Below are 14,307 nucleotides of genomic sequence, written 5' to 3'. Positions count from 1 at the left end.
AATTATCTAAAAGTAAACGGTCAAATTCGCATTAAAAGTTCTACGGAGCAGATTGACTTCTGTTCCAACGATTTTATTTGGACTGCTTCCGGGAATGGGATTTTGATTGACCGGGAGGTTATAGATGTACTGGACGTACTTAACATTGATTCGGTCAAAAACATTTAGTACAGCAAGACCTGCTCTGCAATTGATTTTTTTTATGCGAAATTTATATTGAACATCGCCATCAAAGCGAACATAATCTTTTAGAAATTTACTATTCTCTTTAATGTTTATGACCTTCCTGTTTCGGTCACTGATCAAAGAAAGATCAGTATAAGGTTGTGGGCTGCCATATACTCCATAAAAATTAAATGACCAATGCTTCAGTTCGATGTTCTGGAGACTTTTTACCTGATGTTCGCGAACAAATTGTCTGGTGTACCAATCTCCTTTATTAATTTGTGGAAATCGGTTTATGGAGTGATTATAGGAATACGAAATATTGAAAAAATATTTTCCAATTTGCTGATCTGCGCTGAGGTCTAATCCATAGGATTGTCCTTCGCCGGAGAAAATAAAAATTTTAGGTTCTTTGATAGGCTCTCCCGGAGCAGGAATGATGGAAGGGGTTTCAAAAATTTGTTCTATTAGCCCATCTAATTTTTTGAAGTAAAACTCGACGCAAAGTGATGTTTTTTTCCACTTATATAATTGTTGAATTTCAAGTTGAGTTGATTTCAAAATATCAAACCTTTTGAGATCCGGTTGCAACCAAAAATTGAATACTCTGCCGAACCTGTCTTCAAAGGTTGTTTGTCTCAGGTATTGGTAATAAATACCCCATCTGACAGAAGTGGCAAAATGTTTATCCCAGTCATAACTTACATTGAGTCGAGGCGACCAGTCCAGATTCGTCCTTCTGTCATAGCGGCTTACCCTTAGGCCGGGTTCAATTTTTAATGATTGTATAGGTTTTATTTGTGTGTGAAAGAAAAGATTAAAATCATTGCCATTATTCAAACTGTCCTTAAATAGAATGCGCATTTCAATTCTATTAGGTGCAGGTCTTTCAATTTTATTGATGAAATAAGTGTTGTAATTATTCCATTCAAACCCCAGACCTGCATTAAAATATTTTGACTGATAATTATTTTCGAGTTTGAATTGTTGAACGTCAATATGATTGGTGAATATTGTTTTTTCTTTGGTGAGTCGTACATTGTTGTTTTCCCGCGTTATAATTTCTGCAAGCACTGTTTGGTCCAACAGCAAATCGGAATTTGAAAAAGTCGCTTGTGAGTTTATATTCCTACTCCATTTTTGGTCTATGCTTGCAAACCAGGCTTTATTGTTCCATACTGAAGAGTCATTGTAATTTTCATTTACACTGAAGTTTCTAAGCACATACCTGGATTCATACTTTGATTGAAGTTTGTCTTTCGAATAGAAAAACCCTCCGCTCAATTTAGTATTTTTATGAACGTCAAAACTGAGTTTGGTGTAAACATCATAGAAACTAAATTCAGGATTGACCGGCAACAAGGTATTGGTGTCACGACGGATGTTTACAGGATTTGAAGTTCCATTATTAAATAGGGTATTAAAAATTCCTGAGCTCCCCAGATTTTGATTTGTTATCCGGCCTCCAAAAAGTAGCGTGCCTTTATTTTTTAAAAGCGGAAGGTTAAGACAAAGGTTTGAATTTAACAAACTCAATTCTGCAGTACCGCTCATTTTTTTTTCAGCATCTTTAGATTTCATCAGAATCAGCGAAGAAGTCCGGCCACCATAGTTAGAGGGAAAGTAACTTTTATAAAATTGTAAGTTCTGTAAGATAAATGGATTTATATTGCTGAACACGCCATAAAAGTGATCTACTGAGTACAAGGTGAGGCCATCCAGACAAATAAGGTTTTCATCTGAGCCACTTCCTCTGATCTGAATGCCGGTTGATAAATCATCTGTGGCGTTGACACCGGAAATTTGCTGAAGATTTCTAATGGGGTCTCTGAATACATTCAGAGCGGATATAGAAGATGGGTTAATGGAATAACTATTGGACAGTATCTTATGGTTTGTAGTTGGGTTCAAGGATTTAGGTGCGCTGAAAGTAATGGTCTGAAGAAATTCTGTGCTGGGATGCAACTGTATTTGTAAACCTTGAAAATGGTCTGAGGGTATTTTAATGGATTGAATTTGATAACCAAGATAACGTATTTCAAGCCAGGGTTCACTAAAATTACTTTCCACACTGATCCTGAAATATCCATTGAGATCAGATTCCGTCATTCCCTGAGAAGGCATCAGACTTATGGTTGCGCCAATGATTGCTTCACCTGTAAATACATCTTTTACCATCCCGCTGATTTCTATTTTGCGGGTCTTTGATCCGGTGGTTACAATTTTACTTTTTTTGTATTCATCAATAAAGATAAGGTAATGTTCTTTGTCTTGTTTGGTATATGAAATTGGCAGATTATTCAGTAGTTCATTTAACAATTCCTCCGTAGACAGATCAGTTTTTTTTACCTGAACGATGTATTGGCTGCATGCTGAAGGATCAAATGCAAAATGAATTTTTCGTGAGACTTCAATAGATTTCAGGGCATCGGAGAGTTTGATTTTTTGATCCTTTGACAATACAGGATAATGACCTTGTCCCTGGACAAAGCAACTGCTTGCCAATATCACAACACAGAAGAGAATAAATCTCATTCCACTTTTTTGATGTAAAGTTTTTTATCTATTATTTGACCTTTTAACTGGAGAGGCAGACAAATTGATTCAATGGCTTCCTCCAAATTATTTTTCCTGAAAAATCCTTTATAACTCTTGTTTTCTAACCCTGAGGGTATTTCAAATGATGATATGGCATATTGTCGCTGCAATTCTTCGATGACCCTGATAAGAGGTGCGTCACTGTAATAGAAGAATCCCTCCGTCCAGATTTTAGATTCTCCCGGAACGAAATTTTCAGTTGAACTGGAATTGCTGGCATTGGATATTTTTTGTCCCGGTGTCAGGATGGTTTCGGTATTCGACTTGTTAAACTTAACACTCACTTTACCGGTAAAACAACTCACCTCCATAAAATCTCCTCTGGCATAAACATTAAAGCTGGTGCCCAGGACTTTCACTTCACCAAGGTCTGTCTTCACAACAAAGGATTCACCTTTTTGAACATTAAAAAAAGCCTCGCCCTTCAAAGTGAGGATACGGTCTGACTTAAATTTTGAAGCCTGAAAGTTCAACTCAGAACCGGCATTTAATTTAACCTGAGAGCCATCCGGCAAACTGACCTCTTTAATTTGGGCAAATTGAGTTGTCTCAGTAGTCCAGGATTCGTTGGTTTTCAAATTTACCCATAACAAGACGGCCATGCAGGCAGCTGCGGCAACCCAAGGCAGAATTTTTCTAAGCATGGAATTTTCCCTTTTGGCCGGAATTTCAGCCTGAATTTTTTCCCAAAGCCTATTTTGAGCCGCTGGTCCCGGATTCAAGTCCTTAAATCTCAATTCTTTCAGGAATCCTGAGGCAAGATTTAATTCCTGCAAAATCTGGGGATGCTCTTGTAGGATTCCAGACCAAAAGGCATCGAGTTCAGGATTAGGATCCAAAACCCAGCTCCTGAAGGACGAATCGTCCAGGAAATCTTGCATTTGGTAATTATTGTAATCCTTTTTCATACTGATGATCTAATGGGCAAAGTACCTGGTACTATATTTTGTACTCAAATTTTATAAAAAAAATGACAATCAACACAATAATTTCTTTCAGCCGGTTAATTCCTGTAGATACCAGGTTTCTTACAGACTGGTATTGTAATTCCATTTGTTCGCAGATTTGGTCATAATCCATCCCTTCCGCGTATTTAAGGTATATCGCTTCCCGTTGTCGGTTGCTTAGCTGAGACATGGCCTTAGCGAGTTTTAATTTTTGTTGAGAATCCTCTTCGTCTTCAATCAATGATATAAGAAAATTTGGTTCGTCGCTGGCTTTTAGTTCAAGTTGGAGCTCTGAAGTATCAAATTTATTTTTTTCCTGAAGCCTGCGAACAATTTTACGTCTTAAAGAACCCATCAGGTAATTTTTAACCGAATCGGTCTGTCCGAGCGTGGCATGGAGTCGCCAGAGTTCAACAAACAAATCCTGAATACAATCCTCGATCAGCTCCAGATGGGGACTGATCCTAAGACCATAGTTGGTCAAAGGGCTAAAATAGGTTTCGTAAATGTACTTAAGTGCTGCCTGGTCGCCGGCTCTTAGTTTTTCCCATTCCTGAACATCACTCTTCATTCTGTCCCAAAAATCAGGTCTTTTTTCGACAATTTAATTTTTTTTTACTGGATCGAGTACAAATTTTTAATTACCTCCTTTCTCATCTTGTAAATTGTATTTATTCATTGATAAAAATTGTTTTATGAAAGTTTTCAAAAAATTATCCGGGTTTCTTGGTTTTGCTGCATTGTTACTCACTATGTGGTCTTGTGCAAAAGAAGAAACTCAAATTTCAAACAGTGATCTGAGTACGTCTGAAGTAAGTAATTATCTAATTACTGCAGAAAATCCTGAAGGTGGAGCGGGACCTTGTTACACCATTGTTTTCCCGGTTAAAGTTAAGTTGGCCGATGGAACCACCGTGGAAGTAAAAAGTCAGGAAGAATTGGATAAACTCTTGAAAAGAGGTGGTTTGTCAACTGGCAACAGAAAGCATGCAGTATTGCTTTTTCCATATGATGTAACTTTGAGGGACGGAAGTGTTGTGACTGTAAATTCTGGCAAGGATCTTGAAAAAATCCTTCAAGATTGCAACAAAAGAGTTGGTCCTGACACTCCAAGAGCGCTTTGTTATGTGATTGTTTTCCCGGTTACCGTTACGCTCCCTAATGGTACCAAGGCAAAAGTAGAAAGTGCTGAAGCATTAAATAAATTAATCCGCGAATGGTCAGCCAAAGGAGGTCGCCAAAAAATCGTCATTGATTTTCCATATGATGTTAAACTTAGAGATGGCAGCGTAGTCAGCATTGCTAATGCCGAAGATCTTCGGGCTCTTGAAGAAACTTGTAAAGGAAGAAAAAATCCTGGAGGACCAGTTTTGAAAGTGTGTTTTGAATATCAGTTTCCATTGCAGGTAAAAAAATCCAATGGCGAGTTGGTTACCGTAAATTCTCCTGAAGAATTGGAGCGCGCTTTAAGAGGCAATCCAACTACCTCAGGAAGGTCCGTAATCGCTTTTCCTTTCGACGTAAAACTTCGTGAAACAGGTGAAATTATTACCATCGCAAATGAAGCAGATCTCAAAGCTTTGAATGAGCGATGCAGAAACAGATAACATTGATCAGATTTATTTCTATAAGGCTTGTCGGTGCTCCGGCAAGCCTTTTTTTATTTTCAATTATTTTTATTCACAAATTAGGTTGTATGAATATTTAGTGACGCTGGATGCTCGAAGTGCACTCATACAAAATGTAATGAATGAATTATAGTAAATGAATTTTCTACAAATGATGGTCTTCTGCAATTAGATTTGCAGGTCAATATCTTTAACCATGGAACGCATCAGTGTATTTGATATTTTTAAGATTGGAATTGGCCCTTCGAGTTCGCACACGATGGGTCCATGGAAGGCCGCAAACCAATTTGTTCAAGAATTGGAAGATTCCAGACGTTTGGATGAAATGGTAGGTTTGAATGTAGAGCTTTTTGGTTCTTTGGCTAAAACAGGTAAAGGGCATGGGACAGATCTGGCAGTGATTTTAGGCCTTCAGAATTATTTTCCTCAGAACATTCCTTTAGAAATGGTGGGTCTTGCCTTTGACCGGGTTATTGAAGAATGCCGCATAAATTTTGGTGGCAGGAAATGGATACCATTTTATGCTGAGAAAGACATTATTTTTCACATGGACCAAAGTCTTCCATTCCACAGCAACGGTATAACCTTCCGTTGTTTTTTTGAAGATGAAACCTCTTACAGTGCAACATTTTATTCCATTGGAGGAGGATTTGTGGTAAAGGAAGGAGAGCGTTTTGAAGATGAGCCTGTAACTCAGATGCCCTTTCCCATAGATCGGGGGGAAGACCTTCAGAAATGGTGTAATCTGACCGGAATGCCGGTCAGTGGGGTAGTATTTGAGAACGAACTTTCACTTAGAATTGAAGAGGAAATTAGAGCTAAGCTTTATGAAATATGGGAAGTAATGAAGGCTTGCATTTATGAATCCTGTCATAAGGAGGGAGAGCTGCCGGGTGGGTTGAAGGTCCAGCGAAGAGCAAAGTCCCTTGCCGGCAAGCTCATGCAAGGACTTCCCTACGGTAATGTTGAGGAATGGATCCAAAATATTAAGAATGGAGATCATGGATTCAGTAATACCTTAAAATGGTTGTCCTGTTTTGCGCTGGCAGTAAATGAGGAGAATGCTGCCTTTGGAAGAATTGTTACAGCTCCAACCAATGGAGCGGCAGGGGTTATTCCGGCTGTCCTCATGTATCATTTGTGCTTTAATGATGCCGCAACAGAAAATGATGTCATCCGTTTTTTATTGACTGCCGGTGAATTTGGCAGTTTGTTTAAAAAAGGAGCTACCATTTCAGCAGCCATGGGCGGATGTCAGGCTGAGATTGGTGTATCGTCTGCGATGGCCGCCGGTGCATTAACAGAATTATTGGGAGGGACTTTTGAGCAAGCCATGATGGCAGCTGAAATTGCCATGGAGCATCATTTGGGTATGACCTGTGATCCTATAGGCGGCTTAGTTCAGGTTCCTTGCATTGAAAGGAACACGATGGGTGCTATTAAAGCGGTGACGGCTGCTCAAATTGCCATGGAATCCGATCCCGCCAAAGCGCTGGTTTCCCTCGATGCAGTGATCAAAACCATGAAGGAAACGGCACTGGACATGAACACCAAATATAAAGAGACCTCAGATGGAGGACTGGCTTTACACATTGCGGTGAATCTGGTGGAATGTTAGAACAGATTCTAGGAATTTATTCAAACTTTTTTAAGACTTGTTCCAAAACTGTTTCGGAGGCGACCCCCGACTGCGTCCAGACTGCCTGGCCATTTTTGAAAAGCATCAGCGTTGGAATGGATCTTATTTTATAATGTTGTGAGACGGCGGGATTCTTATCTACATCGATTTTTAAGATGGCCACACGATCACCTACTTTGTTTTTAAATTCTTTAAGGATGGGAGCCTGCATTTTACAGGGACCACACCAGTCTGCATAAAAATCCACCAACGTCGGCTTACTGCTTTGAATGATTTCTTTAAAATTGTTGCTCATAAGTATTTTGTCTGTTTAGATTACATCTGCAGTCTCCACAACCACAGTAGGAATCATGTTTACGGTTGATTTTATTGAATTGGAGATCAAACAAGCCTTTTCAGCTTTAACTAAAATTCGTTCAGCTTTTTCTTTATGCGCCTCATCGAAGATTTTGAGTTCAGGTCGAAGGGTAATTTCTGTAATTAAGTACTTACCCTCCACCATTTCCAATTTACCGGAGGCATCACAATTGAAACTCACAAATTCAAATTTTGAATTTTCGGCTATCGCAAGAAATGTGGTCATCAGGCAACTGCTGACAGAAGCAACAAGAAGGTGTTCCGGAGACCAATAGCCTGCAGTTCCTCCATTAAAAGGCGGAGGAGTAACCACTTCGATTTCGGTGTTAAACTCGGAAGAACTGAGAATCCCCCTCTTTCCGGTTTTCCAGGTAAGGTTCAACGAATAAGAATGACTTTCCATTTTAATTTTTTTATGATTTTATGAACTCACGCTCAACCTCCTTTTTTACGGAAGTGTAGTCAATGAATTATTTTAAATTTTACTCTTGTAGAGGATGAATCTGTTTGGGTAAATCAATTATTTAAGCATTTGGACAAACTTCACGGTCTTCACAACAACCATTTTAGTGACTTTGTCACTAAAATTTCAGGAAGTACAACCTAAAACTCAACCCTGTTCCTTTTCTCTGGTCGATATTCCAAATGGCAAATACAAAGGACAAAAACTCATAAAGCTGGTTGCGATAAAAATACCCGCAAATAACAACCCTACAATTGCGATTGTTCCTGAAATGACGTTGGCAGAGTACAACCCCACTATGACAACAGCTACCAATACCCTTACCATTCGATCCACTGAGCCCATATTCTTTTTCATAACTTTCAAATTATGTAGCAAAGGTAAGATCTAACGAGCGCGCAATGTGTAACCTAGGTTACAAAGCCCTTAAAACTTTTATTTGATTCCTGTAGAGCAGGATTTTCTTTTGGTCTTCCAGTTTTTTCAACAGCCTTGAAATAACCACCCGATTGGTACTCAAATCCTCAGCAATTTGTTTGTGCGAAAGATTCACCAAACTACTCCCTGTACTTTTTGTCTTTTGTTTGAGGTAATTTACCAACCTGATGTCCAAATGCTGAAAGGCAACCTGATCAATAGTTTTCAACAACTCTGCAAATCTTTCCTGCATCGTCTGCATTACAAAAGCCTTCCAGGTCTGAAATTTGGTCAGCCATTCGTCCATAAGGTGTACCGGTACCATCAGTAGTTTTGAATTTTCTTCTGCAACGGCCTTTATTTCACTGGGCGTTCTTTGGGTACAACAACTAAAAGTAAAGGCACATCCTTCATTGGGGTGAATGTAATAGAGGAGGAGTTCTCTGCCTTCATCATCTACTCTGCTGACTTTCACCAAACCAGCAAGTACAATGGGAATATAGCTGATGATCTGCCCGGCATCAATAATGGTGTCCATGGATTTAAATTCCTTAATAAAACCCGTTTCGAGAATTTTATTTAGGAGCGGTGCTTCAAAATTTAATTTATTCAGTTCTTCTGTATCCTGGATCATCCAATTGTTTTTTAAGTAAAAATCATAACCGGATTTTGAAATCCAGGTATTGCATCTAATAAGCAAATAATCATGGGCACTTTAATAAAGAAAGCCGGGTTAAAATTCGCAAAAAAATGCGAGATGTAGACAAGGATAGTCAATTGCTCATAAGATAAAGCCTGTTCAGAGTTTACTATTCGTTTTTAAGCATAAGGGTAATTCAATATATCATCCCTACCTATAAAAGTGTATTTTTTGTTTAATCTCAAAAATTTAGATTTTTTAAGCACTTCATATAGTAAAAAAATGAGGCATATCGGCTGTAATGCCCATAAAGTGGGTCATATTATTTGTTTATCATATGGCATCGTTTTTGGACTCTGTATACCGACCGACTGATACGCAAAACTGTCTTAGCCACTGATTGACAATGATGATCTTTGGTTCCATTACTTCCCGGAACGCCGAAAGTAATTTTCCCTGACAAGGAGCAAAAAATAAACTAATCTTTTTTTTTATAAATCAAATTCAGAGGGCGTATGAAGACAGACCAAACCCCAGTGGTTTTTTACAAGGATTCGCGATTTTGGTTGGTAATGGTTTTTACCGTAGTGCTATTGGCTTTTTTGGTAATTACCTATCCGGCTTAAATCAGTTGATCCTGTATCTTCAAGCTTAAATCGAGGCTTCCGGCGCTATGTGTGAGTGCGCCAACAGAGATAAAATCCACGCCTGTATGGGCGACTTTTCGGATGGTCTCCAGGCTTATTCCACCGGAAGCTTCGGTTTCAAAGCGTTTATTGACCAGCGCCACAGCTTCACGAAGCAATTCCAGATCAAAGTTATCCAGCATGATTCTGGTAATCCCGCCACATTTCATTACTTCTTCGCACTCTACCAGATTTTTTACTTCTACCGTAATACCAAAGGATTCAAGGCCATGCAACGATTGGTATTTTTGAACTGCACGGATGGCTTTTGTTGGAGATCCGCATGCTTTAATGTGGTTGTCTTTAATCATAAACCAATCGTAGAGCCCATCCCGGTAATTATAGCAACCGCCTATTCTGACAGCCCATTTTTCAAGAGCTCTGTTCAAAGGTGTGGTCTTGCGGGTATCCAGAATTTTAACGGGTAATCCTTCCACTTCAGCTGCAAAACGCGCTGCAAGAGTCGCTATTCCACTCATTCTTTGCATGACATTCAAGACCAGGCGTTCTGTTTTCAATAGATCCCGGGTATTTCCTTCAATATGAAAAGCCACGTCCCCATATTTAATAAAAGTGCCATCCGCCAGATGTTTTTCGAATTTTATAGAGGGATCTACTAATTTGAAAACCATTTCTGCAAAATCTACACCAGCCAGCACCCCTTCTTCTTTTACCAGTAATTTGGCCTTAGATCTACTTTCAGGTCGTATACAAGCCAAAGAAGTAATGTCCCCTGTGCGGATGTCTTCATCAAGAGCCTGCCGGATGAAATTTTCGAGTTCTTGGATAATCATGTTGTTAAACCTTAAAAGAGTACCCCAATTCTGAGGTCAATGTTATTGAATTTGCCTTTTGAATTTTCCTTGGAACCATCAAAGTACCTACCATCGTCATCGGTCACATCGGTGATGCTCTGAAAGAATCTCAAACCACCTGTAAGGGATATATTGTCTGAAATTCGGTATTCTGTACCTAATCCAAGTCCCCAGGAAATATTAATGAATGGAATCTGACTTTTAATTTGTTCATCTGTGGTACTTACTCCAATACCTTCAATAGACCCTCGTGAGTGCGTGCGTATTCCGAGTGAAAACTCCGGCATATGAGCGTAGAATTTAAATCTTCCGAATTCATTGGTCCTCATTTTGAAACCAAAAGGAAAATCTACATATCCTACTCTGTAACCTAACTCAACACCATTGGGCAATGAATCCCCTCTTGGAATATTTAATTTGGATTCTGACCAAAGGTTCCCACCTTTATTATAAAGTAATTGGCCACCCTGGGCAAGCGACAATCCAAGGCCACCGGTCAGACTGAAACGGTCATTCAGTAAATACTCACCCTGTATATGAAGTTTGTAACCAATTCTGGCCCCTTGAGTTTCAATTGTATTGTCATCGGTGGTCATCCAGCTGAAAGTAGGCCCGTTCAGTATGGAAACACGAATGTTTTCAAACTGACCAAATAGAAATACCGGCATAAAAAGAATCAGTGTGCCCAATAATTTTTTCATAAAGATTTTTGTTTAAAGTGAATTAGCTCAACTTTGTAGCGGTAAAATTACAAAATGAGGCATTTATTGTGGTTTATATTTATTGCTTGCCTGGGATGTCGTGAGAACGATCGCAAACCCTTGCACATGGAAAACTCAAAAGTGGAAGAAATTAAACTCATGCACTTTGAGCGGGATTTGTTTGCACTGGACACTGCCAATCTCAAGTTTGGCCTGGAGGAGCTGAGAAAAGCTTATCCAAAACTCAGTCCGCTTTTTTTTGAGCAAGTAGCTGGAATGACGGATCGATTTGATTCTCTGGACCAAAACTTTTACCATGAGTTAAAACTCTTTTTGACAGATAGCAGCATCAGAACAATTCGTAATCTTGTTCAAAATAATTTTGCAACAACCCAATCTCTTGAGAAGGAATTACGTGAAAGTGCCGGTTACATGAAGCACTATTTTCCTTCCATGCTCGTGCCGAATTTTTATACCCTGATCAGTGGTTTCTCAGTAGGCAATTTTATTTTTGAAGATGCAGATCAAAAAGAGGGACTTGGAATTGGTCTGGATTTTTTTCTTGGGAAGGAGTTTGATTATAAATTATTGGACCCCCAGAATCAAATGTTTTCAGATTACCTGACCCGTTGTTTTAACAAAGAACATTTGGTGAAAAAGACCTGGGAAGTTTGGGTGGATGATAAGCTTGGCCCTGAACCATCCAATCGTTTTTTAGATTACATCATTCACCGGGGAAAAAAGTTATACATACTTTCCAGATTAATTCCGGAAATTCAAGACACGGTTTTATTTGAGTTTACACCTTCCCAACTAAAATGGTGCAATGAAAATCGTACTGGAATTTGGTCCTTTTTTACCGCGGAACAACTGCTTTATAATACGAGTACCTTGAAATTCAACAAATACATCAATCCTAGCCCTGATTCACCAGGAATGCCCGCTGATGCCCCCGGAATGACAGGGTCTTACATTGGGTTCCATATCGTTGAAGCATTCATGAACCGGTCCAAATCCTTGAGTATGGAAGATTTGATAAAGGAAAAGGACAGTCAGAAAATTTTGGACCAGAGTAAATTTAAACCTAAAAGCGAACGCTAATTTAAGGTATGGAAATGATGGTTCCTTTGGAACCGCAGATCCAATATTTGTTTCCATCATAAAATATATCCAGGTAAGAAACATTCGGGATCCCCTCGAGTATGGTCCAGTTTTCTCCACCATCGTTTGTTTTCCATAATATTCCACCTTCTCCACCTACCAGTCCTTCAAGTTTATTTTTAAAACATATCGTTCTGAAGCTTCTGTCTTTGATGAAAATGCTGCGAGGATTTCGCAATTTTTTCCAATTCTTGCCGCCATCGTCAGATCTCAGAATACTTCCCTGAATACCGACTATAAAACCAGTCTGTTCATCCACAAAAAAAACATCGCGATAATGGTCTCCAGACACATCGAGTGTATCCCATTGCATCCCTGCATCTTCCGAATAAAAGACCACTCCATAGCCGGCAATTACCCAACGATTTTCATCCACCGCCTGAATGGCATCCAGTTCATGATCGATTTTTAGAATTTGCTTGGTCTGTCCGGTGAGTGCATTTATTTCTTCAAGATACCCGAGTCCAAATGATTCTCCGCCCACCGCAAGGATACGATCAGGTTGAGCAAAGTCCAGGCTTCTAAAAAACCGGTAATCTCCGATCCTTTGTCTGGAGGTGGATTGTTGTAAAAATTCATAAACCATGTATTCTATTCCCAGACCAAAAACTTTACCGCGGTTGTTGTATCCCAATCCAAAGATCTGTTTGTCAAACAAGGAATCATTTTGCCAGGTCAACCCTCCGTCATTTGTAGACAATCTAATGGCTCTGTTCCAGGTAGATCCACCCACCACAAATCCCTCTCCGGAGTTCCAAAAATAGATTCCGGTAAGTTCGTCATTCGTATGAGAAGAATAAGATGTAAAAGTAATTTCTTCAGATTCGGTACAGGAGAATATGATCAGCAAGAGTAGCCAGGAAACATGTAAATATTTTGCAGATGACGGCATCATGTTCTTTTTCCGAAAACAGGGAAAGAGGCTGTTGTATTCAGTAAACACTTTGAACTTAGGGGTTCTTTGAGGTGGTAAATCTTACAGAAGTTTATGAAGAAGGCAGTCAGTTCATCGTAAGACAGATTCTTTGAATTTGGTTTAGGAAAGTAAACAATGTGTTGAAGGGTTCCATCGGCATTAAAAAATATGTTCAACCACAACTTTATGCCATTCAAGTCGAAATTAACTTGTCTTGCATAATCCTGCATATCCAGGAGTAAATTGGTGTAAAGCCGGTATGCTTTTTCATGATCATTGTTGCACAGAGTAATCAACAAAACATCATAATTGGTAAGTAGATTTTCATAAATGGGTTCATACTCTCCGATCAGAAATGACTTTGGCAACAATGCAACATCTCTGTTTTTAGCCCCAATACTGGACTGCCCATTCATGGAAAGATCCACCAGGACCAGCACAAAAACAGCTAAAATAGATTTATACCAGGAATTCATTTGCCCTACAAATCTAAGATATTATGGGCAATTTATCCAAGTTCTCAAAAAAATGACTGATCAAATTAAAAAATTGTACAATTCATAGGAATTTATAGAAGCGGGCTTATGTTTGTTGTTTATAAAAATTTAATGAACATGATACTGGACATTGTTTGTGGAATTTTACTGGCGGGGAGTTTTTATCTGGGGTACTCAAAGGGCATTATAAAGACTGTTTTTGGAATATTGTCCATTTTTATAGGGCTTTTGGTCACCTTGAAGTTTTCTTATTGGATGGTTTCCTTACTGGAAAAAATATTGGATATAGATCCTCGCATGACCATCATTCTTGGTTTTGTAGCCACTTTTATTTTGGTGCTGTTAGGAATCAGGATGATTGGCAATGGATTGGAGAAGATTCTTGAGACCGCCCACATAAATTTTATAAATCAGCTTGCAGGTGGACTTAGTTCGGCACTGATGACTTTAATTATCTTTAGCTCACTGATCTGGTTTCTGAATCAGATCAAAGTCATCAGCCCGGAGACCAAATCAAGTTCTATCACCTATCCCATCCTTGAAAAAGTGCCGGATCAATCAAAGCATGTGTTTGCTTCCATAAAACCATTTTTTAGTGAATTTTGGGAAAAGACACAAGAGGCCATGGACAAGGTAGATGAAACAAATTCAAAGAAAAATACTCCAGCAGAGTAAAG

At 39.0% G+C, this 14,307-nt stretch carries 15 protein-coding genes; 4 read left to right on the top strand and 11 right to left on the bottom strand.

The features are described from left to right. Positions 1 to 6: 6 nt before the first annotated feature. The 3 genes from IPJ53_13640 to IPJ53_13630 are packed head-to-tail and all read right to left on the bottom strand — an operon-like array spanning position 7 to position 4,281. Complete coding sequence (locus IPJ53_13640; GenBank protein ID MBK7800139.1) at positions 7 to 2,700, bottom strand: carboxypeptidase-like regulatory domain-containing protein; 2,694 nt, start codon at positions 2,698 to 2,700, stop codon at positions 7 to 9. Continuing rightward, a complete protein-coding gene (locus tag IPJ53_13635; GenBank protein ID MBK7800138.1) occupies positions 2,697 to 3,671 on the bottom strand; it encodes a FecR domain-containing protein in 975 nt (324 codons plus the stop codon). Before IPJ53_13635 ends, IPJ53_13640 begins: the two co-directional genes overlap by 4 nt. A 31-nt stretch (positions 3,672 to 3,702) precedes the next feature. Continuing rightward, positions 3,703 to 4,281, bottom strand: coding sequence for a sigma-70 family RNA polymerase sigma factor (locus IPJ53_13630; GenBank protein ID MBK7800137.1), 579 nt, complete (start codon positions 4,279 to 4,281; stop codon positions 3,703 to 3,705). 124 nt (positions 4,282 to 4,405) lie between these two features. Between IPJ53_13630 and IPJ53_13625 the strand changes: the two genes are divergently transcribed. After that, a complete protein-coding gene (locus IPJ53_13625; GenBank protein ID MBK7800136.1) occupies positions 4,406 to 5,317 on the top strand; it encodes a hypothetical protein in 912 nt (303 codons plus the stop codon). 217 nt (positions 5,318 to 5,534) lie between these two features. After that, positions 5,535 to 6,956, top strand: coding sequence for an L-serine ammonia-lyase (locus IPJ53_13620; protein ID MBK7800135.1), 1,422 nt, complete (start codon positions 5,535 to 5,537; stop codon positions 6,954 to 6,956). Between the two features lie 16 nt (positions 6,957 to 6,972). Here IPJ53_13620 and trxA read toward each other — a convergent pair whose 3' ends face one another. From trxA to IPJ53_13590, 6 genes are all read right to left on the bottom strand, one after another. Then, positions 6,973 to 7,272, bottom strand: a complete 300-nt coding sequence (trxA, locus tag IPJ53_13615) for a thioredoxin (protein ID MBK7800134.1) — start codon at positions 7,270 to 7,272, stop codon at positions 6,973 to 6,975. A 15-nt stretch (positions 7,273 to 7,287) separates the two neighbouring features. Beyond that, a complete protein-coding gene (locus IPJ53_13610) occupies positions 7,288 to 7,737 on the bottom strand; it encodes an OsmC family protein (protein ID MBK7800133.1) in 450 nt (149 codons plus the stop codon). 207 nt (positions 7,738 to 7,944) lie between these two features. Beyond that, positions 7,945 to 8,154 (bottom strand): DUF2892 domain-containing protein, encoded by a 210-nt coding sequence (locus IPJ53_13605; GenBank protein ID MBK7800132.1) that lies wholly within the window; start codon positions 8,152 to 8,154, stop codon positions 7,945 to 7,947. 58 nt (positions 8,155 to 8,212) lie between these two features. Continuing rightward, entirely contained in the window at positions 8,213 to 8,845 is a 633-nt protein-coding gene (locus IPJ53_13600; GenBank protein ID MBK7800131.1) for a Crp/Fnr family transcriptional regulator, read from the bottom strand. Between the two features lie 631 nt (positions 8,846 to 9,476). Beyond that, positions 9,477 to 10,334, bottom strand: coding sequence for a carboxylating nicotinate-nucleotide diphosphorylase (gene nadC, locus IPJ53_13595; protein ID MBK7800130.1), 858 nt, complete (start codon positions 10,332 to 10,334; stop codon positions 9,477 to 9,479). An 11-nt stretch (positions 10,335 to 10,345) separates the two neighbouring features. After that, positions 10,346 to 11,056 (bottom strand): outer membrane beta-barrel protein, encoded by a 711-nt coding sequence (locus IPJ53_13590; protein ID MBK7800129.1) that lies wholly within the window; start codon positions 11,054 to 11,056, stop codon positions 10,346 to 10,348. Positions 11,057 to 11,110: 54 nt separating this feature from the next. Between IPJ53_13590 and IPJ53_13585 the strand changes: the two genes are divergently transcribed. After that, a complete protein-coding gene (locus IPJ53_13585) occupies positions 11,111 to 12,157 on the top strand; it encodes a hypothetical protein (GenBank protein ID MBK7800128.1) in 1,047 nt (348 codons plus the stop codon). Between the two features lies 1 nt (position 12,158). Here the strand turns inward: IPJ53_13585 and IPJ53_13580 are convergent, their stop codons facing one another. Both IPJ53_13580 and IPJ53_13575 read right to left on the bottom strand, forming a co-directional pair. Then, a complete protein-coding gene (locus tag IPJ53_13580) occupies positions 12,159 to 13,109 on the bottom strand; it encodes a hypothetical protein (GenBank protein MBK7800127.1) in 951 nt (316 codons plus the stop codon). Next, positions 13,109 to 13,609 (bottom strand): hypothetical protein, encoded by a 501-nt coding sequence (locus IPJ53_13575; protein ID MBK7800126.1) that lies wholly within the window; start codon positions 13,607 to 13,609, stop codon positions 13,109 to 13,111. Before IPJ53_13575 ends, IPJ53_13580 begins: the two co-directional genes overlap by 1 nt. A gap of 138 nt (positions 13,610 to 13,747) precedes the next feature. On the opposite strand from IPJ53_13575, the gene IPJ53_13570 reads away from it, so the two are divergent. Beyond that, positions 13,748 to 14,305, top strand: coding sequence for a CvpA family protein (locus tag IPJ53_13570; protein MBK7800125.1), 558 nt, complete (start codon positions 13,748 to 13,750; stop codon positions 14,303 to 14,305). Positions 14,306 to 14,307: the final 2 nt, after the last annotated feature.

This window comes from Candidatus Vicinibacter affinis (assembly GCA_016714365.1).
GTDB classification, from domain to species: domain Bacteria; phylum Bacteroidota; class Bacteroidia; order Chitinophagales; family Saprospiraceae; genus Vicinibacter; species Vicinibacter affinis.
The sequence above is the reverse complement of the archived record's forward strand: the minus strand, read 5'-3'. Positions and strand labels throughout refer to the sequence as shown.

Coding starts and splice junctions, on each gene's coding strand:
- IPJ53_13640 (MBK7800139.1), bottom strand. CDS start 2,700: ATGAGATTTATTCTCTTCTGTGTTGTGATATTGGCAAGCAGTTGCTTT.
- IPJ53_13635 (MBK7800138.1), bottom strand. CDS start 3,671: ATGAAAAAGGATTACAATAATTACCAAATGCAAGATTTCCTGGACGAT.
- IPJ53_13630 (MBK7800137.1), bottom strand. CDS start 4,281: ATGAAGAGTGATGTTCAGGAATGGGAAAAACTAAGAGCCGGCGACCAG.
- IPJ53_13625 (MBK7800136.1), top strand. CDS start 4,406: ATGAAAGTTTTCAAAAAATTATCCGGGTTTCTTGGTTTTGCTGCATTG.
- IPJ53_13620 (MBK7800135.1), top strand. CDS start 5,535: ATGGAACGCATCAGTGTATTTGATATTTTTAAGATTGGAATTGGCCCT.
- trxA (MBK7800134.1), bottom strand. CDS start 7,272: ATGAGCAACAATTTTAAAGAAATCATTCAAAGCAGTAAGCCGACGTTG.
- IPJ53_13610 (MBK7800133.1), bottom strand. CDS start 7,737: ATGGAAAGTCATTCTTATTCGTTGAACCTTACCTGGAAAACCGGAAAG.
- IPJ53_13605 (MBK7800132.1), bottom strand. CDS start 8,154: ATGAAAAAGAATATGGGCTCAGTGGATCGAATGGTAAGGGTATTGGTA.
- nadC (MBK7800130.1), bottom strand. CDS start 10,334: ATGATTATCCAAGAACTCGAAAATTTCATCCGGCAGGCTCTTGATGAA.
- IPJ53_13590 (MBK7800129.1), bottom strand. CDS start 11,056: ATGAAAAAATTATTGGGCACACTGATTCTTTTTATGCCGGTATTTCTA.
- IPJ53_13585 (MBK7800128.1), top strand. CDS start 11,111: ATGAGGCATTTATTGTGGTTTATATTTATTGCTTGCCTGGGATGTCGT.
- IPJ53_13580 (MBK7800127.1), bottom strand. CDS start 13,109: ATGCCGTCATCTGCAAAATATTTACATGTTTCCTGGCTACTCTTGCTG.
- IPJ53_13575 (MBK7800126.1), bottom strand. CDS start 13,609: ATGAATTCCTGGTATAAATCTATTTTAGCTGTTTTTGTGCTGGTCCTG.
- IPJ53_13570 (MBK7800125.1), top strand. CDS start 13,748: ATGATACTGGACATTGTTTGTGGAATTTTACTGGCGGGGAGTTTTTAT.